The sequence below is a fragment of the Psychrobacter sp. KFRI-CH2-11 genome, from assembly GCF_038239325.1.
Taxonomy (GTDB): domain Bacteria; phylum Pseudomonadota; class Gammaproteobacteria; order Pseudomonadales; family Moraxellaceae; genus Psychrobacter; species Psychrobacter celer.
Genome location: NZ_CP151283.1, coordinates 1758979 through 1784618 on the forward strand (window position 1 = coordinate 1758979; position 25640 = coordinate 1784618).

Genomic DNA, 25640 nt, shown 5'->3' on the forward strand with positions numbered 1-25640 from the left:
GGAGAAAATAATGAAAAACACTTTAGTACACAAAGCCACTCTCGCAACAGGAACAGCCACGTTACTGCTGGCCATGATAGGCAGCGCGCATGCTGAGCCGACAGGCTATGACCAGCTGAGCTTTCAAACCGAAGTCAAAGAAGAGGTGCAAAATGACGAAGTACGCGCCAGCATGTACAAAAAAGCCCAAGCCAGTACCTCAAAAGCCTTGGCCACCACGCTCAACACTTCTATTAATAATGCCATGAAGATTGCTAAGCGCTACCCGAGCGTGACAGTCAGCACCGGACAGCAGCGCACCTATCCGCGATATGATAAAAACGACAAAATCATTGGCTGGACGGGGCAAGCCAGTATTGATCTAAAAAGCACCGACTTTGCGGCTACCAGCCAGCTAATTGCTGATTTGCAAGAAACGCTAGTGATGGATAACCTAAACTTTGGCGTCTCTGACAGCAAAAAAGACGCACTAGAGCAAAAGCTGATGACCGAAGCGTCTCGCGCTTTTCAGCAGCAGGCCAAAAACCTAACGCGCGCTTGGAATGCACGCGGCTACCGTGTGGTCAATGTCAATCTAAACACAGGAAACAACTACCCTCGTCCAATGTATGGCAGCATGAATATGAAAGCAGAAGCCGCCGATGCCTCAGTACCTAGCCAGAGTTTTGAATCGGGCAATAGCACCATCTCCGTCACCGCCAACGGCACCATCGAGCTGACCAAATAGCTTTTGTGCCATAAAGACAGCTGTTAGCAAAAAAACTTTATGAGTACCTAACTAACCATCAAAGAATATCAAGGGCAGCCACTTATCGTAGTGACTGCCCTTTTTTGTATGCTATAGGGCATGGCGCTTACTTGGTGAAAGCATCATTAGTTTTAGGCTGTGCACTTTGAACCGTTTGTAGACTTCCATCCTTTTGCCGCAGTTTTAGCAGCAGTTTTTGATGCCAAGGTAGATTTTGGTAGGCTAAGCGCTGCTGCGCGATTTTTTTATTGTTTTGGAGGGTTTGGGTGTTTTGAAGCACATATACCGTACGGGCCGCTTCTTTGAGCAGCTGTCCTTTTTTATTTTGTATGACCGCCTTTATATTATGCGCGCCGGGCATAAGGTCGACAGTGGCGATAGAAGCACTTAACCCTTGTGCAACCTCACTACCATCCAGATAAATACGGACTCCATCACCCGCCTGCAAGGCAGGCGTCACCTGTACGCGCACCTCGATGCTTTGAGCAGGACGGCGATATGCGCGAGTCTCGCTAGGCTCGGCGATCATAAGCTGATAACTCACTGCCTTGCGCGCCATGTCTGTGCTATTGGCCGTGCTCACAGGCGCAGATGACGAGGTCGCCTCGCCAGTCACCTGACCAATCGTGTCTCTACCAGTAGAAACAGCCGTCTGACTGACGGTTTTGTCCCTCTGCTGTTTATAGTTTTGTGGCCGATCGGTAAAGGTGACTTGTCCCGTCTTTTCATCGACTACTTTATAGATGGGTGCTGCATGACTGGTAGGCACTATTATAGGTACTGTGATACTCACTGAAAGTACGGTCAGCGCTGTCAGCAAACCAAAACATTTGGCTTTTATACCTCTGGTCTTTAGAGTACTGGACTTTAGAGCGATGGTTGTTACATCAGCGTCTTTTATATGAGTGTTTTTTATATGAGTAAGGATAAATGTCGTCATGGTCAAGCCACCTAATCAATCTGATACTTCCTATTATGCGGCATTTGCGTGATGAAATCAGTAGCGATGTTTTATTCATTTATTGGATGGTGTACTTTTTATTTTCGCACATAAAAAAACCAGCTAAGGCAGACTTAGCTGGTGATTTGATATTATTTTACATTTAGCTTAAATTCAGCGTTTTGAGTACGTAGCTGATTAGCAGCTGTAGTACAAGTCAAATTCAACTGGATGTACAGTGACGTTGACACGTTGCACTTCTTCTTCTTTTAGGGCGATAAATGCATCTAGCATGTCTTGAGTAAACACATCACCTTTTAACAAAAACTCGTGGTCGTCTTTTAGCGCTTGTAGGGCGACATCCAAGCTCTCTGCTACCGTTGGGATTAGCGCCTCTTCTTCTGGTGGCAAGTCATACAAGTTTTTGTCAGCAGCTTCGCCTGGATGCATCTTGTTTTGGATACCGTCCAGACCTGCCATCAATAGCGCTGCAAAAGACAAGTATGGGTTGGCCGTTGGATCAGGGAAACGTGCTTCGACGCGTACCGCTTTTGGACTGCTCACGTGCGGGATACGGATAGACGCTGAGCGGTTTGATGCAGAATACGCAAGCTTGATAGGTGCTTCGTAATGCGGTACTAGACGCTTGTAACTGTTGGTCGATGGGTTGGTAATCGCATTGAGTGCACGCGCATGCTTGATGATACCACCGATAAAGTATAGGGCAGTTTCTGATAGACCTGCGTACTCATCGCCCGCAAAGGTATTGACGCCATCTTTTGAGATCGACATGTGTACGTGCATCCCTGAGCCATTGTCACCAACGATAGGCTTTGGCATAAAGGTAGCCGTCTTACCAAACTGATGAGCGACATTATGCACGACGTATTTTAATTGCTGCACTTCATCAGCCTTACGCACCATGGTATTAAATGCCACACCAATCTCGGACTGACAAGAGGCTACTTCGTGGTGATGCACCTCAACGCTGCCCTCACCGATGATCTCTTCGATACGCTCACACATCACAGAACGCATGTCTTGTGAGCTGTCGATTGGCGGTACTGGGAAATAGCCGCCCTTGACGCGCGGACGGTGGGCCATGTTGCCCCACTCGTATGTCTCGTTGGTGGACCATGCCGCTTCTTCAGCGGTGATCTTATGACTCACGCCCGACATCTCAACCGACCATTTGACATCATCAAATACAAAAAACTCTGGCTCAGGACCAAAATAAGCAGTGTCACCGATGCCCGTTGATTTGAGATACTCTTCTGCGCGGCGAGCGATAGAGCGCGGGTCGCGATCGTAGCCTTGCAGAGTTGATGGCTCGATGATATCGCAGGTCACGACGACTGTAACGGCATCAAAAAACGGGTCGATAAAAGCCGTCTCAGGGTCAGGACGTAGGATCATATCTGAGGCTTCAATGCCCTTCCAGCCAGCGATAGATGAACCATCAAACATTTTGCCGTCTTCTAGCACTTCTTCGTCGATGGTAGAGGCAGGAAAGCTGATGTGTTGCTCTTTACCGCGAGTATCGGTAAAGCGAAAGTCAACCCATTTAGCATTAGATGATTTGATAAGATCCAATAATTTATCCGACATGAATAGTCTCCGTTGTGTTGATTAGATATTTGTAATATAAATTGTTTTAACGCTATTTTAACAACATATGACTGATAATGTTGCTTTGTTCAAATGCTGGCTGATTATTATTAATAAACAGTGATAGACAGCAGTAGCTGATAAAGAAGCAACTCATCACCAAATATTATATTGTCTGCTGACGATAATGATGCAACTGCCGTGCCAACCTGTTTGGCGCATGACAGTGCAGCAAATCCATAAGCAGACAAATAGTAAGTAAATACAAACATTTAGCGCATTTTTGCTAATGCGTAATAAAGGTAGCTTCTTAGGCTATCACCACCATATGATGATTTGGTGTATCCGTTAATACCTTTAATGCACCAAATCGGCTCATACGATGGTGCAACCTGTCTCTTCAATGCCCTCTTTTGGGGCAAATCACCTGTATAGTCAGCACTGCGCCCTGTTTTAACTCAATCGACTATATCAGAGTGAGTCGATTTTTGATACATTGCCTCATGTCACGTTTGCCTCACTTGCTCGGCACACATGGCATCTATTCGTAAGTAGTGGTACGGCGCTGCATATATTTATATGTAAGTACATCAGATACTTTGCTATCAAGCCGCTCAATAAAAAAGTGTTTTTATATAAAATTAACTATAAGCGGTAATACAAAAAATCTGTGATAAACCTGCTGACTATCGTGCTGCGTTTGATAGCACGCAAAATAGTGGTAAGATAACGACGGACGATAAAGACTGTGACAATCCTATAAGCTGACGCAGGCTCAACCATGCAGCAAACAGGCATGTAACAAAAAAGAAAAAAACGACCAAAGCTGTCGTCCCCTATCTACGAAAACAAGACTTATAAAGCTAAGATTTATAAAAAAGCCAAACCAACTAAGTTGATACCCACATGATTTTGATGATCGATAATTACGACAGCTTTACGTACAATATTGTACAGTACTTCGGTGAACTACAGCAGCATATCACCGTCTGGCGTAACGATGAGATCAGTCTCCAACAGATCCAAGCTCTCGCACCAGATGCGATCGTGATTGGCCCTGGCCCGTGTACCCCTGACCAAGCGGGTATTTCTTTACAAGTTATCGATGCCTTTAAGGGCCTTATACCTATCTTGGGCATCTGTCTTGGCCATCAGGCCATTGGGCAGGCTTTTGGGGCGCAGATCATCAAGGCAGGCGCAGTCATGCATGGCCGCCTATCTGCGGTATATCATAACGACCAAGGCGTGTTTTTTGGCCTGCCAGCACCCGTGCAAGTCACCCGCTATCACTCACTGGTGATTGACCAAGCCAGCTTACCTGAGTGTCTAGAGGTGACTGCTTGGACACAACATAGTAATGACAGCATCGAGGAGATCATGGGCGTTCGTCACACCACCTACGCCATTGAAGGCGTGCAGTTTCATCCAGAGTCCATCCTAAGCCAAGCAGGCTATCAGCTGCTCAATAACTTTTTGCACACTCACGGTTTGGCAGTATTGCCTACAGATGCCTTACCGCAAGTCGGTTAGAGTCCGTTCGGTTCAAGACTATTTGACGGCAGTTTATTTACCAATTTACTGACAATGCTGATGATAAATAATCCATAACGCCTGCGCCTTTTAACCCTTATTTATAAAAATACTAAGCGAGAGAATAATGAGCACAATAAAAACAGAGGATACCACCACCCCAGATCATATCGCTCAGCTGTCTGATGAGCAGACGCACAAACTCCTGACCACCGCATTGGCGAGAATTTTTCAGCACATTGACCTAACCTTTGATGAGATGTATCAAGTCATGCTGATTATCATGCAGGGTCGATGTAGTGATGCCATGATGGGTGCGATTTTGACGGGTCTGCGCATGAAAGGCGAGTCTATCGACGAGATTACCGCATCGGCCAGCGCCATGCGTGACTTAGCAGCCAACATCACACCGGCAGACTGCCACTATCTGGTCGATATCGTCGGTACGGGCGGTGATGGTGCCAATTTGTTTAACGTCTCTACCGCTTCAGCCTTGGTCGCAGCAGCGGCAGGGGCACAAGTGGCCAAACATGGTAACCGCGGCGTGTCGACCAAATCTGGCAGCTCCGACTTGCTTGAACAGGCAGGAATCAGCTTGACACTCAGCCCAGAGCAGGCCAAGCAATGCATAGAAAATCAAGGTATTGGCTTTTTATTTGCGCCCAATCACCACAGCGCCATGCGCTATGCCAACCCCGTACGCCGTGAGCTAAAAGCGCGAACGATATTTAATATTTTGGGGCCATTGACCAACCCAGCTGGCGTGCCCAATCTGGTCATTGGCGTCTTTACCGCAGCGCTGTGTGAGCCTATCGCTAAGGTGATGAAAAACCTAGGGGCGCGTCACGTCATGGTGGTCGGTGCCAAAGACGGCCTAGATGAAATCAGCTTGGCCACTTCTACGACGGTCGCTGAGCTAAAAGACGGTACGGTCACAGTCTTTGAGATGATGCCAGAAGATGCGGGGGTCGAATCGCAAACCCTCATCGGTCTGGATGTTGACTCCCCTAAAGAGAGTCTGGAGCTAATACGCGCCGCCCTCTCGGGTACAGACACTCATGATCGCGCGGTGCTCAAGGCTCGTGATATGATTGCACTCAATGCAGGCGCGGCCATTTATACGGCAGGGCTGGCCAGCAACTATCCAAATGGTGTTAGCCGCGCTCAAAAGGTCATTCAAAATGGCGATGCCTTGACCAAGCTTGAGTCTTTGGCACAATATACTCAGCAGCTGGCGCAAAACACTTAAATTTTTCATACAGCTATCGCCCACTGACTTTTGCCCTTTTACCTTTAGACATATTCGGACACCAGCATGACCCATACAGACATACCTTCAGTATTACAGCGCATCGTTGCGACCAAACACCTTGAGGTAAAAGCGGCTCGTGAGACGCTATCTCTAGATGACTTAAAAGCCAAGGTGCTGGCCAATCAACAGCCGCGGCGCGGCTTTGCTCAGGCATTACGAGCGGCGAGCACAAGCGAGAGCGGCATCGGTATCATCGCCGAGATTAAAAAAGCCTCACCTTCTAAAGGCATCATCAATCATAACTTTGCCCCCGCATTGTTTGCCCAGCAATATGAGCGGGCGGGTGCCAGTTGTCTGTCTGTCCTCACCGATCGCGAGTACTTTCAGGGAGAGGATAGTTACCTTGAGGCAGCGGCCAATGCCGCCACTCTGCCGCTACTGCGTAAAGACTTTATGGTCGATGTGTATCAGATTTATCAATCCTACTTGCTGGGTGCAGACTGTATCTTATTGATTATGGCGTGTCTTGATGATGCGCAAGCACAGCAGCTGCATGCGCTGAGTATCGATCTGGGTATGGACGTGTTGATTGAAGTCCATACTAAAACCGAGCTTGAGCGCGCCCTCCAGCTGCCTCGTAGTGTCCACAACATCTATGGCATCAATAATCGCGATTTAAATACATTCGATGTCGATCTACAGACCACGCTTGAGTTAAAAAACACCCTAATCAAATCATTGGCCGCTGACGCCGACAGCCGCGCACATCAGCCACTTATCGTGACTGAAAGTGGGATTCATAGCAGTGCTGATATTCGCCTGATGCTAAACAACGACATTCAGCACTTTTTGATCGGTGAGCAATTTATGAAAACCGAGCATCCTGGACACGCGTTACAATCCTTACTTGCAGGCGTCGCAGCAGACGCGTAAAGTAACTAAAAAATGCCACAGCACACATTACCCAACTACCTTTTCATCAACCAACGATACCTTAACTGTTATGTCAAATTCTCTATTTTCTAAAGAAATGCAAGATCAGCTCAAAGAGCTAAAAGGCCAGCTGAGCAAAGGCCGTGATACCAACTCACCTGAGGGCGAAAACCAAAAGCCGACTGAGCCTGTATCGCTGCCGACACAAAAACAAGTCAAAAAAACGGTCAAACAACTAGACAGTGAGCATATCGACGACGACAAAGTGCTGTTTATGCAAGCAATGCATGGCGTCACTCAGCTCGAAGACAAAAACGTGCGCTCCCCTGTCACCAGCACTAAAGCTGGCAAACCTGATGCCACGACTTTATCAAAACGTGCCGCTGCGCAAGGCAGTGAAAGTGGTGATCTAAGCGCCGGCTTATCAGACATGCAAGCCTTGCTCAACCCTGTGGCAAGCGAAGCGTACTTATCGTACAAACAGCCAACCCTACAAAACAAAATATTTGATCAACTAAAAAAAGGCAAACTGCGCTGGTATGATGCCGTAGACATCCATGGCTGTACCATCGAAGAAGCCCGCGCTGCGATGACCCAACTACTCAGCCAAGCCAAAGCCAACAACGAAACTGTGGTCAAAATCGTCCATGGCAAAGGCTCTGAGGCCATCCTAAAAACCTGTGTGAATGGCTGGCTCCGTCAACTGCCTGAAGTATTGGCGTTTTGCTCGGCCTCGCCAAAAGATGGCGGTAATGGTGCGGTACTAGTACTGCTAAAAAAACCAAAAGGCGCGGGTGAATAAACCTTAAAGCAAAGCAAAAAAAGACTGCCCAATAAGCAGTCTTTTTTTATAGATGATGTGGTTTTAGAATGTAGGATTATGTGCTTTTTAGAAGATAGTGCGCCTTATAACTTCGATGAGAGTAAATAACGATGAGCATACAGACCCTTGACACCCCTGAGCAGCTAGCAGCAAATATCGATGCGTTGATAGCAATCGAGCCGAGATTTGCGCCGGTCTACGAGCAAGTGGGCTTACCGAATCTGCGGCACAATACTGGCGGCTTTATGCAATTAATGCGAGCGATGGTCGGCCAGCAGTTGTCTGTCGCTGCGGCAACCAGTATTTGGCAGCGTTTGCTTGATACCGGCTTGACCACTCCTAGCATGATTCAGCACGCAAGCGATGACGCGCTCAGAGCCCAAGGCTTATCTAAACAAAAAATTCGCTATATTCGCTCTTTGGTTGCGCATGATATAGATTTTGCTAGCCTAAAAACCCTACCAGATGAGGAAGTGATAAACATCCTAACCACCGTCACAGGTATCGGGCGCTGGACGGCTGAGATGTACTTATTGTTTTCTTTACAGCGCGCTGACATCCTCGCTGTTGATGACTTGGCGATCAAAGTTGCCGCCATGACACTGCTGGACTTGCCTGAGCGTCCTACCCCAAAACGACTCCACTCTCTAACGCAGCATTGGTCACCGTACCGTAGCACAGCCAGCCTATTGCTTTGGTCGTATTACGGGCAGCTGCGTGATAAGACCGCTGTGCCTATCTAAGAACCCATGATTGATATAGTGATTTCAGTATAAAAACGATACAGTGGGACTGGGATGAATTTTACGCAGCCTCTGTCGGCGTAGGCACAGCACGCAAGAAAAATTTATACCAGTCCCACGTTGACATACAATGTATCTGTTTTATTTAGAATCGACTATAACGATTATAGTTTCTATGGCAATGCCACGCCTTATATGGCTGTCTTTTTAGGGCTGGTTCCATATTGACAAGCCAAACTTGCGTTTGGTGTGCTTAAACTTCCTCTTTTTTAGCGCACGGCCTTTTTCTCTGAGCGCCTTGATGCCATGTTGTTTTTTGGTCGCCGTGGCGTCAGGCGACGCGGCAGTCTTTTTATCTTTGCTGGCTCTATGGTCTTTATCCAGATCTATGTTATGCGCATCATCATGATGTTCATCTTGTTTTTTATCCATGTCGTCGCGAGCAGGATTGACGCTACCATCTGCCCTATTGGCCATGTCGTCATCTTTTGACACGTCACCTGCAGACCCGTCGTTATCAGATTTTTGCTCGCTGTTTGCTTTAGACGACGCAACATCGGTTTGATTGACTATCAGCTGCTGCGTAGGCAGTGCGTGCTCGACGTCGTATTTTTTGACCTGAGTTAATATATCAACGAACACGACGTTTTGCTTATCATAAAATTCCGTCACATCGTTGGCGTTGATATAGGCTTGCAGCTGAATCACATAGCAATCTTGGCGCAGCTCTAAGATATTGACCTGATTCCATTCTTGGTTGGTCAAATAATGCTCATTTAAAAACTCATCTAAGTCTTTGACCATCTTAAAGACCACATCGATATCAGCCGTACGCTTAATATACAGCTGATGAAAAAACCGAAACATATCACGCGAGGTAAAGTTTTCGATTTGCATCGAAGAAAAATCACCGTTTGGCACAGTGACGATGGTACGCGTCAAGGTGCGCACGCGTGATGAGCGAATACCGATATCGATGACCGTGCCTTCATACGTGCCAAATTTACAATAGTCCCCTATGCGTACGGGAGAATCTGCGACCACCACCACACTACCGACGAGGTTTTCGATGGTCTTTTGCGCACCAAGCGCCAATGCCAGACCACCGACCCCTAGTGCGGCAATCCCTGTGGTCAAGTCAAACCCTAAATTGCCAAAGATGACAATCACCGCAAAGATGAGCAGCAACGCTTTGACAACTTTTCTGAGCAGACCCAAGATGGAGACACGCTCGGTATAGTTTTTCTTATAGCTTAAATTGACTGCACGGGTAAATATCGCATCAATGACGCGCAGTAATAACCAAGTCAACGCCAACCACGAGGCAATATCAGCAAAACGATTGACCGGCTCTCGCAGCGTCACCGAGACGCCAGCATAGACCATCACCTCAGATAGTATCAGCGCCATAATGACCACAGACAGTGGCAGTATCACTTTGTTTGGCAAAGGTAGCGGAACGCCGCGTACTCGTGGATAGGCGATTCGCAAAAGATGATACAGTAGCCAGACTAAAATATAAGTAAAAACAAAACTACTGACGATCATCGTCAGCGCCGCCACTAAGTCCGCCATCTGATAACCAAACAGCTTTTTGCCTTCCAATGAGTCAAATGTATAGCGAGACACCAACGTCGGCTCGGTGTTTTCTATCACTTCGGGTACCGAGCTGAGCGTCTCACTAGAGAACTGCCAATACTGTTCGCCTTGCTTAGACAGCACTCTCTCAAGCACCAACGGGACGCTTGTTTCTCCGACATTGATGACCCCGACGTTTTCTTGGCTCGGCGGTAGCTGATCGGTTAAATTGCCTTCTGGGGTATTGTTTATCTGCAAATCAGGCTGAAAACGGCCGCCAGCATCTAGTGCTTGCTTAAACTGGCGCACGACCGTGGTGGGATTGTCCGACTTAGACAAATTAAGATAATTGCTCGCCAGCAGGTAGTCGTTTTCGCCCAGCGCCTTAATAAACCCTTGTACCGTATGGCGCGGCGTATCGCGTCCAAACGAGTCTGGTATAGGCGTGCTCGCCGACCCTTCACTGCCAGTCGTGCCATTTACGCCAAGCGTTGTCGTTTCTGCAGCAAAGGACGCTGCGGGCAGCAGTACGCTCATCGCCATGATAAGCAAAAACATCACAGTGATAAACGGCGCTTTTAGGCTGGTAGACAATACATCTGGAGCCTGACGAAAAGTCAGATGGTGCTTAATAGACAAAACAAACCTCTTAGCTTGATAAGTGGCACGAAAAGGGCAGATAGAACCCTTACTATCATAACAATTATTTATCACAACAGTGCCTTTGATTGCATGTTTTTGTAGATGGCTGCCGTCAGATTCATTTAGGGGCTTTGCTTTACCGCTCCGACCATGAGCGTCATTCAACCTACCTTGAGGAAAGATTAGGTTAAAGTGGTTTATAAATGGCCAGTTTTTGTAGATAATGAGCGCAGTTTTGCTTATTTATTTCTTTTTGTAATTTTTTGCTTTTTGCAACCTTTGCCTGTATTAACATCAAAACCGTTATCTCCACCTCTTTTATATCATTCTTTTGGAACTGGCTATGTCTTTATCGCGTTCATCTTCACGTACTTATCTTCGTTTGAGTATTTTAAGTGCCTTAGGCTTATTTACCATGCAGGCTGCCACGGCGGCGACGTCCGCTAGCAATGATCCAGCGGCAGTCAATACCTCACCGGCCACTGATGATCGTACACTACCACAAGTTGAGCTCGATAAAATCGTCGTCACCGCCACGCGTACGCCGACCAAGACCAGTAACGTCATCGCCCAAACCCGTGTGATCGATAGCGAGACACTACAGCGTTATCAGGGTCAGACCGTGGTCGATGTACTAAAGAATCAGCCTGGTATTAATATCACACAAAGTGGCGGCATGGGCACAGCCAGTAATTTTTATATGCGCGGCTTTGATAGCAAGCAGGTCTTGGTGATTATCGATGGGGTACGCTATGGCTCTATCTCTTTAGGTAGTCCATCTCTGAACTTGTTGGCCGCAGACCAAATCGACCGCATCGAAGTTTTGTATGGTGCGTCAGGCTCTAGCATCTACGGCTCTGACGCCATGGGCGGCGTTATCCAGATTTTTACCAAAGGCAATAACGTAGAGCAGTCCAATATTTCTACAACTGTGGGTTATGGTAGTAACAATCACTACCAAGTCGGCATCACAGGTCAGCTGAAAAATGACACGTTATCCTTGAGCTTGGGTGTCAGTCGTAACGAAACAGATGGCTTTAACGCCATTGCCAATAGCAGCTCGGCTGACTATAACGCGGACGATGATGGCTTTAAATCTACCAATGCCAGTCTAGCATTGCAGCATAAGCTATCAGACTCGCTAAGCGCGGGAATAAGTGCCTTGTATACCGACTCTACCACTGATATTGACTCAGCAGGCAACGCCTTTCCAAATGCCTATTCAGACCAAAAAAACGGCAGTGCCAATGCTTATCTTCAATACAAAACGCCTTTAACAGTCAGCAAACTTAGCTATGGTCAAAGTATCGACAAATCGACTACTCATGACGCCAATTCTATTGATTATCAAAAAGGCAGTCAGTACGATACCACCCAAGAGCAAGCACGTTTAGAGACCAATATCAACGCGCAACCTGGTACTGTGATTGTTGGCGCAGAATGGTTGTCACAACAGCTAGACGCCTCAGATGTTTTAGATTTTTCAGGTTATCCTGATCCAGCTGTGCAAACCCCTTATAATCCTGACGACAGAACGGTCAAAAGTGCCTTTGTTGGTTATCAGCTGGCAGACACTTATTATGACGTGCAAGCCAACTATCGCGTAGATGACAACTCACAATATGGTCATGAAAGCACATACAATTTAGGAGCGGCGATACGCCCGTTGGCTGGCATGCGAATCGGTGCCAACTATGCGACCGGATTTCGCGCACCAACCTTTAATGATTTATACTGGCCTGGTTTTAGCAACCCCAACCTAAAACCCGAAAGAACGAAAAACACTGAAGTATTTGTTGAATACGTAAATGATGCCCAAACGTCACGATTGACAGGCTATTACACCGATGCAGAAGACCTGATTTCTAGTGCAGCAAATATCAGTGAAGCGAAAATCAAGGGGTTGAGCCTGACCTCCGACTGGAATATGAATGCCTTTATATTTGGTCTCGGTTATGACTACTTGGATGCCAAAGACAAAACGGCAAATAGCGCAAGCTATAATCAACAGCTTGCCTATCGTCCTAAAAACAGCGGCATGGTTTATGTGGGCTATCAGCAGCCGATGTTCGATGTTCGCCTCGAGGCCAAACATACTGATGATAGAGTCACGGCTGAAAACAATAAGCTTGATAGCTATACCTTGCTGAATTTGAGCGGCGCGGTTTATATCACTCCTAATCTTCGTGCCAACTTGCGGGTCGACAATATTACTGATGAGGATTATACCCTCGCCAGCCAATTTGGTAATGAATACGCCACAGAAGGCACCAGCTACTTCGGCTCACTTACCTACGATTGGTACTAATTACGATTGGTACTAATACTGATACGAAACTTAAATTATAAACAAAGCAAGGTCACCCAGCGGTGGCCTTTTTTTATGACGACAGCACTTACGATTTTCCGCAGCCAATAGGTGACAATCACAGAATCATCTATTACAATAACCCTCCCGAGAGGTGTTGCGCCATAATCATCGATCACTGCATCTAGGCTTTATCGCTAGGCACATCAAGCATTATGTTAGGCTCGGTTAACTGTTTGCAGCATTTTTTGCTTATTAACAGCGCAAATAACGGCACCTGCGTTTTTATTCTTTTTATCAATCATTGACCACTGATAGGAGCATATTATGGACGCAGTGTCTACCACCCCATCTGCCCATACCATCGACCCTTCCTTTACTGACTATAAAGTCGCTGACATCAGCCTGGCTGACTACGGCCGCCGCGAAATCACCCTTGCCGAAGCTGAAATGCCTGCATTGATGGGCTTACGTCGTCGTTATCAAGACGAGCAACCACTCAAAGGTGCCAAAATCGCTGGCTGTATCCATATGACTATCCAGACCGCAGTGCTTATCGAAACACTCGTTGCGCTAGGTGCGGAAGTACGCTGGACCTCATGTAATATCTTTTCGACCCAAGACCACGCAGCGGCAGCAATCGCAGCGGCTGGCATTCCTGTGTTTGCTTGGAAAGGCGAAACCGAAGAAGAGTACGAGTGGTGCCTCCGTCAACAAGTACATGTCGGCGGCGAAGCATCAGGCGAGCTTTGGGATGCCAACTTGATCTTAGATGATGGCGGCGACCTTACTGCGTTGATTCACAACGAATACCCACAGATGCTCGATAGCATCCATGGTATCTCAGAAGAGACCACCACAGGTGTGCATCGTTTGATCGAGATGCTAGGCAAAGGTACGCTAAAAGTACCCGCGATCAACGTCAACGACGCGGTGACCAAATCAAAAAATGACAACAAATACGGCTGCCGTCATAGTTTAAATGACGCCATCAAACGCGCAACCGACATGTTCCTTGCAGGTCGCCGCGCGCTAGTCATTGGTTATGGTGATGTGGGCAAAGGCTCAACCCAAAGCCTACGCCAAGAAGGCATGATCGTACGCGTCTCAGAAGTCGATCCTATCTGTGCGATGCAGGCTTGTATGGACGGCTATGAAGTATTGTCTCCGTACATCGATGGCGACAATACCGGCGGTGCAGACAGCATCAACAAGCGCTTGCTAGCAGATACTGATTTGATCGTCACAACGACAGGTAACTATCATGTCTGTGACAGACATATGCTCGCAGCATTAAAGCCTGGTGCGGTCGTCTGTAACATCGGTCACTTCGACACCGAAATCGACACGCAATTTATGCGTGACAACTGGCGCTGGGTTGAGATCAAACCACAAGTACATCAAGTGTTCCGCTCAGATGACGAAAACGACTATCTGATTTTGCTTGCCGAAGGTCGCTTAGTGAACCTAGGTAACGCAACCGGTCACCCATCGCGCGTGATGGACGGCTCATTTGCCAACCAAGTCTTGGCGCAAATGTACTTGTTTGAAGAAAAATTCGCTGATTTGCCAATGGATGCACGCGCGGACAACTTGTACGTTAAAGTACTACCGAAAAAACTCGACGAAGAAGTCGCAGCAGCGATGGTTGCAGGCTTTAACGGCACCTTGACGAAGCTGACCGAAAAGCAAGCCGAGTATCTAGGCGTCCCTGTCGAAGGCCCGTTTAAGCCTGACGCTTATAAATACTAAGGAGCGCGACTGTGAGCAAGCCTGCTTTTTCTTTTGAATTTTTCCCTGCCAAAACTGAGCAAGGGGGTCAAAAGCTACTAAACACCTATGACGAGCTAAACAAACTGGCACCAAGCTACTTTTCAGTGACTTACGGTGCGGGTGGCTCGACACGTAGCCGTACTCTCGACATCGTACAGACCTTATGTGCGCGCGGCGATACTGATATTGCGCCGCACATGTCGTGTATCGGTGATGATAAGGTTGAAATCGCAGGCCTACTCGATCACTATAAAGCACTGGGCATCAAACGTCTGGTAGCGCTGCGCGGTGATTTGCCCTCAGGTCAGGTCGGTATGGGTGAGCTGCCATTTGCATTAGATTTGGTGAAGTTTATTCGTGAGCATTCAGGCGAGCACTTTCATATCGAGGTCGCCGCCTACCCTGAGATGCATCCGCAAGCGCGTAGCTTTGAGTTTGATGTCGACAACTTAGTCAACAAGTACCAAGCAGGTGCCAACGCGGCGATTACTCAGTTTTTTTATAATGCTGATAGCTACTTGTACTTGCGTGATACGTTAGAAAAGCGCGGTATCGACACGGTCGCACAGCCATTAATCGCTGGTATCATGCCAATCACCAATTCCAGCAATTTAGTACGCTTTGCTGATAGCTGCGGCGCTGATATTCCGCGTTATGTGCGTAAACGCTTGGCGGATTTTGGTGATGATCGCAGCGCCATTCGCGAGTTTGGCTTTGAGGTCGTCTATCGTCTGTGTGAGCGCTTGATGAGTGAAGGCGCTCCTGCCATGCATTTTTATAGCATGAATAAAGTCGAGCCAAACAAGCGCTTGGTTGAAGCACTGGGCCTTAGCGCTTAGACTACTTATATAGTAACAAAAACTGGCGTTCTTAGGAGCGCCAGTTTTTTGTTGCAAGCTTTTTTTGTCATCGCGTTTTTATCTCCCCTCCTCACTTCACCAATAGTCTGCTAAGATGCTAAGACAGACTATTGTTCAACCAAAGGATGAACCGACTGTGCGACGTTTTTTTTATGCCAGTAGTAAGACTAAGGACACGCCCTACCCACCATTGAGCACGGTTGCGATCGGTGCCAGCATCGAATTGACCGACAGTATCGTTCATCACTGGTGCCGTGTACTACGCGCAAATATCGGCGATGAAGGGGTGTTGTTTGATGGTTTTGGCGGTGAGTATCACGTACAGCTCCGAAGCATCAGTAAAAAACACGCCACGGTGGCGGTGTTGGCTCACAGCACAGATGAGCGTACAGCGCCTATCCTCAGCCAGATTGGTCTGGTGATGAGCCGCGGCGAGCGTATGGATTATGCTATTCAAAAGTCCACCGAGCTTGGGGTTACGGCGATTCAATTACTCACCAGCCATCATGGCGAGGTCAATCTAAAACCTGCGCAAGTAGAGAAAAAGCTGGCGCACTGGCAGCAAGTGGCAATAGCGGCCTGTGAGCAGTGTGGACTCAACCGTCCGCCGCTCATCCTTACACCGATGTCTATCACTGATTGGCTGACACAGCCGTCGCGTAGCGCGCCACACCTCGCCGTCAGCCCTTTGGTCGCCGAGCTAAGCCAAGACCATTACTACCAAGCCCTACAGCAGCCAGCCGATTTGCGTTTGCAGCTCAGCGTGCCAGCAGCAGGACAACCTGCGATGCCAGAGGCGTTATTGCCAGTACTAAGACAAGCGGCGCCTTATATTGAGTTGCTCATTGGCCCTGAAGGCGGTCTTAGCGATGAGGAGTGCAAGCGGGCGGCGAATGCAGACTTTGCACCTTGGCAAATTGGCGCAAGGGTACTGCGCACCGAAACAGCGCCCGTGGTGGCTTTGGCGACTTTGCACGCGTTGACTTTATAACACAAGCACTCGGCTCGCTCATTATTACGATGACAAACCGACTGATTATTCACCTTTGCCATGATGAGTTCGATGATGACTACTTTTGCCCCCATCCCCATTGCCGACAAGCAGCTACTGCTGACCAGACTGTGTGAGCAATGCGATGATGCTATTTTCATTTTAGATGAAAACCTACGCTATTTGTCGGTCAATGCCAGTTATGAGCTTATCATCGGCTATAGCGAGTCTTTTTTGCTGGGTCGGCCGCTTGGGGTTTATGCCGCTGATTTTTTGTCAGAGGAAGAAAGAGGCGTTTTGGCGCAAATCACCAACCAGCTTGATAATAGCGGCTTTTATGAAAGTGATTTTTCGATGGCCAACCGTTATGGTGAGATACTACAGTGCCATATCACGTATCGCAAGGTGGCCATAGAGGCCAAGACGTATTATATCGGTCTGATTCGCGATATGTCTTCTGCGGCCAAAGACCGAAAACAGCTGACCCATCTGCTCAATTATGATCAGCTGACCGGCCTGCCCAACCGTAAGGTTTTTTTGAGTCAGACCAGTGACTTGCTGCTCGATAGCTATCAAGAAGTGATCATCGTCCGTCTCAATATCGATCGGTATCGTAGTCTTGCGAGCCTATTGGGGCCTGATGGTATCAATCATTTAATCACAAGCTTTGTGGCGCGTCTCAAGGCGCTAGAGTTGGGCTGTTTGCGCTGCTTTTCGCACTTTGGCGGCGATGATTTTGCGTTGTTATTTGAATGTCATGATGCCAATATGGTGCGCCATCAGTTAGATAAGCTCATGCAGATGTGTGAGCGGCCTTTTTCGATCGATAAGGACACCAAAACCGACGCCAATATCTATTGTCATATCTCCGTCGGTGTCAGCTATTTTCCGCAAAACGACACCGAGCTGACAGGGCTTTTGACCAAAGCTGAAAAAGCCTTGCATTATGTCAAGCAGCAAGGCGGCGACGATATCTGCTGGTACAATGCAGCGATCGAAGAAGCCACCGCTGGCAGTTTACAGTTAGAAGCTGAGTTAAGAGAGGCCACCACCGCAGGCCAGTTTATTCCCTATTATCAGCCAAAATTCGACTTGACGACGGGTCGTATTATCGGCTTTGAAGCGTTGGTACGCTGGCAACACCCTACCCGCGGCCTTCTCAAACCTGCGCATTTTATCAACGCCATCCTCACTCATAAGCTCTCGTTTGAGCTTTTTTCTCAAATGGCAAAAAAAATCGCGGCGCAACTGGCCATTTGGCAGCAGCAAGGGTTTTATCAGCATATCTGTATCAACGCGGATGCCGCCGAATTTAGCCACCCTGATTTTTTTGAGATGGTCAGTAGCCTGTTGGTAGAGCACGGTATCTCGGCCCATCAGCTACATATCGAAGTCACCGAGTCGTCTTTGATACAGCGCCATGACAATGTCAAAAAACAACTAGCTCTGCTAAAAGATCTGGGTATTTGTATTGCCTTAGACGACTTTGGCACCGGCTATGCATCCTTGAGTTATTTACAAGAATACCCGTTTGATTTTATCAAAGTCGATAAAAGCTTTATCTCAAACATTGAGTCGGATCGCACCCAGTATGCCATTGTCAAAGCCATCTTAGACTTGGCCGCGGCGTTAGATATGCAAGTGGTCGCCGAAGGAATTGAGACTGAGGCGCAGCGCGATCGATTACTGGCGATGGGCTGCCAGTATGGTCAAGGCTATTGGTTTGGAAAACCCGTGCCCGCCGAGGTCGCCACCGACATGCTCCTCAAACAGTCAACCACCAAATAATATCAGCAAATACCGGCGGCTATGATTGATTTTATCGTGTCGGTAACATCAGTCTTTTCATACGGTTATTGCTCTGTGTCTTTTGCGTCTAACGTTGATTGCATAACCGATGCAAGGCAGGTTCATGACTTATCAGTGCTGTCACCAAACTTGTATAATCGCTGATGAACGCCTATCTTTTATAGTGAATTTGTTGGAATATATTAAGTCTCAAACCGACTCTGACAATCACCATTCTTTTCAATACCATTTTATGTCATTGCGCACGTAGTCTATCTGTATGGCAGCCTATTATTTATTTGTGCTTGTCAACTTACTGTAGTGAGCCTACCGACTACCGTAGTCTATAGACTGTGCCTGCTGACATGTTAAAAAGGACAGGAAGTTATGCAATACAAAGCGCCCTTACGTGACATTCAATTCGTGATGCATGAGCTACTCGATAGTGAAAGCCACTACAAAACGTTGCCTGCATTTCAAGAGGCTGATCGTGAGTTGATGGATAGCCTGTTTGAAATGGCGGCAAGCTTTGCCGAAAACGAGCTATCACCTTTGAATCAAAGCGGCGATGCAGAAGGCTGCCAGTTTGACAACGGTACTGTGACCACACCCACAGGCTTTAAAGAAGCTTATAAGCAGTACTGTGAGCTTGGCTTCCCAGCGCTATCAGCTGAAGAAGAATTTGGTGGTCAAAATATGCCGTTCTCATTATCAACGGTCATCAATGAAATGGTCGGTACGGCGAACTGGTCATTTTCTATGTATCCTGGCCTATCGCATGGCGCGATCCAAACCATCGAACACCATGGCACTGATGAGCAAAAACAGACTTACCTAGAAAAAATGGTCACCGGCGAATGGTCAGGCACCATGTGCTTGACAGAAGCCCACGCAGGCTCTGACTTGGGTATTATCCGTACCAAAGCTGAGCCAAATGATGACGGTACTTATAGCATCACCGGTCAAAAAATCTTCATCTCAGCGGGCGAGCACGACCTCACCGACAACATCATTCATATCGTTCTAGCCCGTCTACCAGGCGCGCCTGCTGGCACCAAAGGCATCTCACTGTTTATCGTACCTAAAGTGTTGGTCAATGAAGACAACAGCCTTGGTGAAAACAACAACGTCGTCTGTGGCTCTATCGAGCACAAAATGGGTATCAAAGCCTCAGCGACTTGCGTGATGAACTTCGATGGTGCAAAAGGCTACTTGATTGGCCCAGAAAACCGCGGTCTACAGTGCATGTTTACCTTTATGAACGTCGCTCGTATCGGTACGGCAGTCCAAGGCTTGACCGCAGCAGAATATGCTTTCCAAGGCTCATTGACCTATGCCAAAGACCGCCTAGCGATGCGCTCACTATCAGGTGCCAAAGCACCAGACAAAGTCGCTGACCCAATCATCGTTCATCCAGCGGTTCGCAACATGCTGTTGACCGAAAAAGCCTTTGCTGAAGGCGGTCGTGCCCTCGTTTATTACCTCTCACACTTTGCTGATACTGTGGCAAAAGGCGAAGGCGATGATCTAAAATTTGCTGACCAAATGCTGTCACTGTTGACGCCGATTGCTAAAGCGTTCTTGACCGAAACTGGCCTAGAAGCGGCTAACCATGGCGTACAGGTCTATGGCGGTCACGGCTTTATCAGTGAGTGGGGCATGGAGCAAAACGTCCGTGACACGCGTATCGCTTGCTTGTACGAAGGCACCACAGAAATCCAAGCGCTCGACCTACTCGGCCGTAAAGTCTTGGGCTCACAAGGTAAAATGCTGGCCAATTTTGTCAACATCATCCAGACGTTCTGCCAAGAGCATAAAGACAATGACGAGATGGGTCAGTTCATCCGCCCACTTGCCAAGCACGTCAAAGAGTGGGGCGACTTGACCGCACGCATCGGTATGCAAGCAACTGAAAACCCAGATGCAGTTGGCGGTGCGGCTGTTGACTACTTATACTTTAGCGGTTATGTGACCCTAGCTTACTTATGGGCGCGTATGGCCTTGGTCGCGCAGACGGCACTGGCAGACGGTACTGGCGAAAAAGCCTTTTATGATGCCAAAGTCAAAACCGCGCAATTCTACTTTGCAAAATTATTGCCGCGTACCACCACGCATGTACAGCGTATCAGCACAGGTGTTGAGCCGTATATGACCATGGATGTGGATCAATTTGCGTTTTAATAGTGTTTTTGCACTAGTATTTTGACGACAGCACACTATACTTATATCGGCAACATACCAAGGTGTGTTGCCGATTTTGTTGGTCAATTATATTTTAGTGTACGCATAATTCACGAAGAAACACACCCGCTCATAGGCTTATTTGTTAAACTTTGCTTAGCCGTTGCTTTGATTATGAGTCGCGCAGATGACCTCAAAAAGCAATCCACACGTTTGGCACTTCTTATTTTCATCGCTCTAACTTTTATTTATTTGAACCAAAGGAATGTTTATGGCTGTTTATAATGCCCCTCTTAATGACATGCGCTTTATCTTAAACGATGTATTTAATGCGCCTGAGTTTTGGCAAAATAACGAAAACCTAGCTCATGTCGATATGGAAACCGTCGATATGATTTTAGAAGAAATGGCAAAGCTGTCAAAAAACGTTTTGTTGCCTATCAACCGTAGCGGTGATGAAGAAGGCGCAACCTTTGAGGGTGATGGCGTTGTCACCACGCCTACTGGTTTTAAAGAAGCTTATAAGCAGTATGCTGAATCAGGCTGGGTGGGCTTGAGTGGTAATGCTGAGTACGGCGGTCAAGGTTTCCCAAAGATGGTTACCATGCTGACCGAAGAGATGGTATTTACCGCCAACCAATCCTTCGCCCTCTACCCTAACCTAACTGTTGGCGCGACGCTTTGCCTCAACGCGGCGGCGTCTGAAGAGCAAAAACAAACTTACTTAGAAAAAATGTATAACGGCGAATGGTCAGGCACTATGTGCTTGACTGAGCCACATGCTGGTACTGACCTCGGCATCATCAAAACCAAAGCCGTGCCAAACGATGACGGTAGCTACAATATCTCTGGTACCAAAATCTTTATCACTGGCGGCGAGCATGACCTCACTGACAATATCATTCACTTGGTATTGGCAAAAACTCCAAATGCGCCAGAAGGCTCAAAAGGCATTTCACTGTTTGTCGTACCAAAATTCTTGGTCAATGAAGATGGTAGCTTGGGTGAGCGCAACACCTTGGCGGTTGGCTCTATCGAGCACAAGATGGGTATCAAAGCCTCAGCGACTTGCGTGATGAACTTTGATAACGCCAAAGGTTGGATGGTGGGCGCAGAAAACACCGGCTTATCTTCTATGTTTATCATGATGAACTATGAGCGTGTGACCATGGGTCTACAAGGCCTTGGTGGCTCTGAGCTGGCTTATCAAAACGCAGCATTATACGCCAATGATCGTGGTCAGGGTCGTAGTGACACCCAAATCCAAAGCCCAGAAAAGCCTGCCGATGCCATCATCCATCATGCTGATGTGCGCCGCATGCTGCTAAATGCCAAAGCCAACACCGAAGCGTCACGCTGCTTTGCCATGTATGTCGCCAAAAACCTTGACGAAGAAAAGTTTAGTACTGACCCAGAGGCCGCTCAAGCCGCTGCTGCACGTGTTGCCCTACTGACGCCAGTTGCCAAAGCCTTCTTAACCGACAAAGCACTAGAAGCCACGGTTGATTGCCAGCAAGTATTTGGTGGTCATGGCTATATCCGCGAATGGGGCATGGAGCAAATCGTCCGTGATACTCGTATCGCGCAGATCTATGAAGGCACCAACGGTATTCAAGCGCTTGACCTACTCGGTCGTAAAGTGGCAAAAAATAACGGCAAATATGTCACTCATTTCTTAGGTGAGATTCGTGATTTTGTCAACAACATGCAGGCCGATCATGGCATCAAGCAGGCCACCCTAGATGCAGCTGACACCATCGAAGAGCTGACCACCACAGTGCTGAGCAATATCAGCGAGCGTAAGAGCGAAATCAACGGCTGCGCGGTTGACTATATGCATGCCTTTGGTTACCTTGCCTACTCGTATATGTTTGCCTTGATGGTCGAGGCCGCTAATGGCAAAGAGGGTGAGTTCTACACCAACAAAGCCAAGCTTGCTGATTATTTCGTTGGCCGTATCTTGCCACGTATCAATGCGCATGCACAGATGGTCAAAGCTGGTAGTGACCCAATGATGAACTTTGATCTTGATTATTTTGATGTACCTGCCAACTAATCGGTCGCGATTGGTACATTAATACATATAAAAAAAGGGACAGTTAGGTGACTGTCCCTTTTTTTGCCCAAATCATTTGGTCTGTGTTATAGGTCTATGCTATGGATATCAATATATTCGTGAGTGATTTGACACCGTTTGATAATATTTAGCCATTTTAGTCCATTTAGGTGACTGTCGATTGTATTTAGGATACGCCCTAGTAAAAATAACTGCTAACAAAATAATTCACCACCGAACTATCGTTATGATTAAAATAACGCAGGATACTTGTCTGATGGTGTGCCGCTCGTTGGTCGCCCAGCAACTTTGATGACTCTTAAATAATAAAAACCGCTTATAATAAATCCTCTCATAATAAAGGACGCAACGTGTCAGAACTAAAACGCATTTTGCAACAGATTACTGCGCTCAGTGATGTGCCCGATCCGGTGGTGCTCAAGCGCTTGATAAATGAGCTGCGCGTCAGTGATAGAGAGCCTGCCCTAGCCAATCAAAACATTCAATCACTAATCGACATCCTACGTCAGCATCCAGAGTATGCAGATGGGCTGGCCAGCTTTGTGTTAAAGCTCATTATCGAGTATCGACAAATTGCGCTATACACCGACACAGGCATCATGTCGGATCAAGGGTTTTTTAACAGTCTGCGCCGGCTGATTGGGCATCGGTTTTTGCCTTTATTGCCGCAAGAAGACTCCGTCGTTGAACTGGTGGGTTATTTATTTAATAAGCGCTCTGATGAACGCTGGCTGGCCAACATCGAGCGCGACAAGTGGGATGCACTGGTCGAGCTATTAAAAGTCAATGAGCAGCATCTGGACCTAGTCGCTACCGCCAAAAACAACATATTAAACGCCATTATTATCTTATCGTACCGTATTAGCGGCATTGGCTTGCACCCCGATCTGATGGAGTCGTATCCTCAGATACTCAACTACTCTGCGTCTTTTGTCGCCCAAAACCAAGAAGCCGTGCTGTTTGTCAATCAGTATCGCCAAGCCCATGAGCTAGATACGCTGACAGACATCACACCCGAAAAAGCCGTAGACCCAGCGCCCTTGCTGGTCATGCTTGAGCAATGCGAAGGCATCGTCGCCACCGTACGTAAACGCATTTATAAAACAGGTATCTCTATTCGTCTGACCAACATGATGCTGCGCCTTGATCAAAGCCTGCAGCGCATGCGCATCTTGACCGAGCTTGTGACCGATGATCATCAAAAGCGAGATCATGCGGTGATTGAGCTGGTGCAGACGCTGATTACCACGGCCAATCGCCGCTATAGTATTGGCTATTTGATTGATAACAATACCAAACTGCTATCGCGCAAAGTCACAGAAAACGCCAGCCGCGTTGGTGAGCACTATATCAGTACCGATAAAGCTGGCTATCAAAAAATGTTTAAAAAGGCCTCTATCGGTGGTTTTGTCATTGCCTTTATGGCTACCATCAAAATATTGGCCTATCAATTGGCCTTAGCGCCAATGGGACGCGCGTTTGTTAATAGTATGATTTATGGCTTGGGTTTTGTATTCATTCATGTCATTCGCGGCACAGTCGCCACCAAGCAGCCGGCCATGACTGCTGCGGCCATCGCTTCAACGATATCGGACGGCTCGGGCAAAAAATCACGGCAATTGACCAAGCTCTCAGAGCTGGTGGTCGACATTTTGCGCACGCAGTTTATCGCTATCATGGGTAACGTCATGCTGGCTATCCCAGTTGCTTTGATTATCTCGTTTGCATGGCTACAGTACACAGGCGCACCGATGATCGACACCACCAAGGCTGAGCACCTCCTGCACGACCTTGACCCTTTTCGCTCATTGGCTCTGCCTCATGCTGCCATCGCTGGGGTTTATTTATTCTTATCAGGTCTGATTGCAGGCTATTACGATAATTTGGCGGTTTATAACCATGTCGGGGCGCGTATCCAGCGGCATCGACTCTTGCAATACGTACTGCCCAAATCTTGGCTCCAGCGGCTGGGCGGTTTTGTCGAGGCCAACCTCGGCGCTATCATGGGCAACTTTTTGTTCGGTGTGTTTTTGGGTAGTACAGCTACCATCGGCTTTATCTTTGGGCTACCGATTGATATCCGCCATATCGCCTTTGCCTCAGCCAACCTAGCGCATGGATTGTTTAATATCTCCGCCGACCAAATCAGCTGGAGCGTGATTTTATTGTCGATCCTAGGAGTGGCGCTAATCGGCATCGTCAACCTGATGGTCAGTTTTTCTCTGGCGCTGTTTGTCGCGCTACGCTCCAAAGAAGTACGTTTCTTTGAATGGGGCCGTTTGACCAAATTGGTGTTTGGTCACATTATCAGTCATCCTTCTGACTTTTTTTGGCCACGTGACAAGCCCATGAAATATGCGCGTATCGATAGCCAAGGACACATGATATTTGATGACACCTCGGCACAAAAAAGCGGTAAACCCCTCCCAAGTAACTATGTGGTACGCCGCCTATCCGATGTCAGAATACTGCCTGAGTCCAAACAGGCAGGGGCACAAAATGCGCAGACCAGCACCGACATATACTACGCCAATCAGCCAAAAGGCGATCATATACAGCCGCATGCACCGCCAAAAAAAGTCATCGACTTAGATGACGGCCTCGTCGATGAAGAGCTAAACAGTGTGCCGTACGCCAATGATATTCAATACGGCAAAACCAACAATCTGTCAGCTGATAGTAGCGCGCAAAACCAGCGCCATCGTACTGACCAAAATAGTGCTGACCAAAGCATGAGCGCCCCTGATAGCAAGCCTGCAGGCGATGCCAAAACGCCACTGCCAAAACCCAAAAAACCACCAAAACTGCCCAGTTAATACGGGCACTTTGCTTATTCCGAACTGGGGTTTATATAGGGCGTGCCCT

Annotated in this window: 17 protein-coding genes; 14 read left to right on the forward strand and 3 right to left on the reverse strand. The window is 47.6% G+C overall.

The window, feature by feature from the left end; translation table 11 throughout:
* Nucleotides 1-10 precede the first annotated feature (10 nt).
* Nucleotides 11-727, forward strand: coding sequence for an SIMPL domain-containing protein (locus AADH33_RS07245; protein WP_348548439.1), 717 nt, complete (start codon nucleotides 11-13; stop codon nucleotides 725-727).
* Between the two features lie 127 nt (nucleotides 728-854).
* On the opposite strand, the gene AADH33_RS07250 is transcribed toward AADH33_RS07245, so the two are convergent.
* A complete protein-coding gene (locus AADH33_RS07250) occupies nucleotides 855-1688 on the reverse strand; it encodes a DUF4124 domain-containing protein (RefSeq protein WP_348548440.1) in 834 nt (277 codons plus the stop codon).
* A gap of 198 nt (nucleotides 1689-1886) precedes the next feature.
* On the reverse strand, nucleotides 1887-3296 hold the full coding sequence (gene glnA / locus AADH33_RS07255; protein WP_075100899.1) for a type I glutamate--ammonia ligase: 1410 nt from the start codon (nucleotides 3294-3296) through the stop codon (nucleotides 1887-1889).
* A 906-nt stretch (nucleotides 3297-4202) separates the two neighbouring features.
* On the opposite strand from glnA, the gene AADH33_RS07260 reads away from it, so the two are divergent.
* From AADH33_RS07260 to AADH33_RS07280, 5 genes are all read left to right on the forward strand, one after another.
* Complete coding sequence (locus AADH33_RS07260; protein WP_075100901.1) at nucleotides 4203-4826, forward strand: anthranilate synthase component II; 624 nt, start codon at nucleotides 4203-4205, stop codon at nucleotides 4824-4826.
* A 127-nt stretch (nucleotides 4827-4953) separates the two neighbouring features.
* Nucleotides 4954-6075: an anthranilate phosphoribosyltransferase gene (gene trpD / locus AADH33_RS07265; protein WP_075100902.1), complete on the forward strand. Its 1122-nt coding sequence runs from the start codon at nucleotides 4954-4956 to the stop codon at nucleotides 6073-6075.
* A 66-nt stretch (nucleotides 6076-6141) separates the two neighbouring features.
* Complete coding sequence (gene trpC, locus AADH33_RS07270) at nucleotides 6142-7011, forward strand: indole-3-glycerol phosphate synthase TrpC (RefSeq protein ID WP_348548441.1); 870 nt, start codon at nucleotides 6142-6144, stop codon at nucleotides 7009-7011.
* A 70-nt stretch (nucleotides 7012-7081) separates the two neighbouring features.
* Nucleotides 7082-7813, forward strand: coding sequence for a Smr/MutS family protein (locus AADH33_RS07275; RefSeq protein ID WP_100749670.1), 732 nt, complete (start codon nucleotides 7082-7084; stop codon nucleotides 7811-7813).
* 131 nt (nucleotides 7814-7944) lie between these two features.
* On the forward strand, nucleotides 7945-8577 hold the full coding sequence (locus tag AADH33_RS07280) for a DNA-3-methyladenine glycosylase family protein (protein WP_348548442.1): 633 nt from the start codon (nucleotides 7945-7947) through the stop codon (nucleotides 8575-8577).
* A 207-nt stretch (nucleotides 8578-8784) separates the two neighbouring features.
* Here AADH33_RS07280 and AADH33_RS07285 read toward each other — a convergent pair whose 3' ends face one another.
* A complete protein-coding gene (locus AADH33_RS07285; protein WP_348548443.1) occupies nucleotides 8785-10794 on the reverse strand; it encodes a mechanosensitive ion channel family protein in 2010 nt (669 codons plus the stop codon).
* 346 nt (nucleotides 10795-11140) lie between these two features.
* Here AADH33_RS07285 and AADH33_RS07290 point away from each other — a divergent pair, with 346 nt between their 5' ends.
* The 8 genes from AADH33_RS07290 to AADH33_RS07325 all read left to right on the forward strand — a co-directional run bounded on the left by AADH33_RS07290 (nucleotide 11141) and on the right by AADH33_RS07325 (nucleotide 25591).
* Nucleotides 11141-13105 carry a TonB-dependent receptor gene (locus tag AADH33_RS07290; protein WP_348548444.1) on the forward strand — a complete coding sequence of 655 codons (1965 nt, stop codon included), beginning with the start codon at nucleotides 11141-11143 and terminating at the stop codon, nucleotides 13103-13105.
* A gap of 327 nt (nucleotides 13106-13432) precedes the next feature.
* Nucleotides 13433-14857, forward strand: coding sequence for an adenosylhomocysteinase (ahcY, locus tag AADH33_RS07295; protein ID WP_075100907.1), 1425 nt, complete (start codon nucleotides 13433-13435; stop codon nucleotides 14855-14857).
* A gap of 11 nt (nucleotides 14858-14868) precedes the next feature.
* Nucleotides 14869-15717, forward strand: coding sequence for a methylenetetrahydrofolate reductase (locus AADH33_RS07300; RefSeq protein ID WP_348548445.1), 849 nt, complete (start codon nucleotides 14869-14871; stop codon nucleotides 15715-15717).
* Nucleotides 15718-15874: 157 nt separating this feature from the next.
* Nucleotides 15875-16729 (forward strand): 16S rRNA (uracil(1498)-N(3))-methyltransferase, encoded by an 855-nt coding sequence (locus tag AADH33_RS07305; RefSeq protein WP_348548446.1) that lies wholly within the window; start codon nucleotides 15875-15877, stop codon nucleotides 16727-16729.
* Between the two features lie 72 nt (nucleotides 16730-16801).
* On the forward strand, nucleotides 16802-18517 hold the full coding sequence (locus tag AADH33_RS07310; protein ID WP_348548447.1) for a putative bifunctional diguanylate cyclase/phosphodiesterase: 1716 nt from the start codon (nucleotides 16802-16804) through the stop codon (nucleotides 18515-18517).
* Nucleotides 18518-18904: 387 nt separating this feature from the next.
* Nucleotides 18905-20698, forward strand: coding sequence for an acyl-CoA dehydrogenase C-terminal domain-containing protein (locus AADH33_RS07315; RefSeq protein WP_348548448.1), 1794 nt, complete (start codon nucleotides 18905-18907; stop codon nucleotides 20696-20698).
* A 271-nt stretch (nucleotides 20699-20969) separates the two neighbouring features.
* Nucleotides 20970-22754 carry an acyl-CoA dehydrogenase C-terminal domain-containing protein gene (locus AADH33_RS07320; RefSeq protein WP_075100912.1) on the forward strand — a complete coding sequence of 595 codons (1785 nt, stop codon included), beginning with the start codon at nucleotides 20970-20972 and terminating at the stop codon, nucleotides 22752-22754.
* Between the two features lie 371 nt (nucleotides 22755-23125).
* On the forward strand, nucleotides 23126-25591 hold the full coding sequence (locus AADH33_RS07325) for a site-specific recombinase (protein ID WP_348548449.1): 2466 nt from the start codon (nucleotides 23126-23128) through the stop codon (nucleotides 25589-25591).
* The last annotated feature ends 49 nt before the right edge of the window (nucleotides 25592-25640 follow it).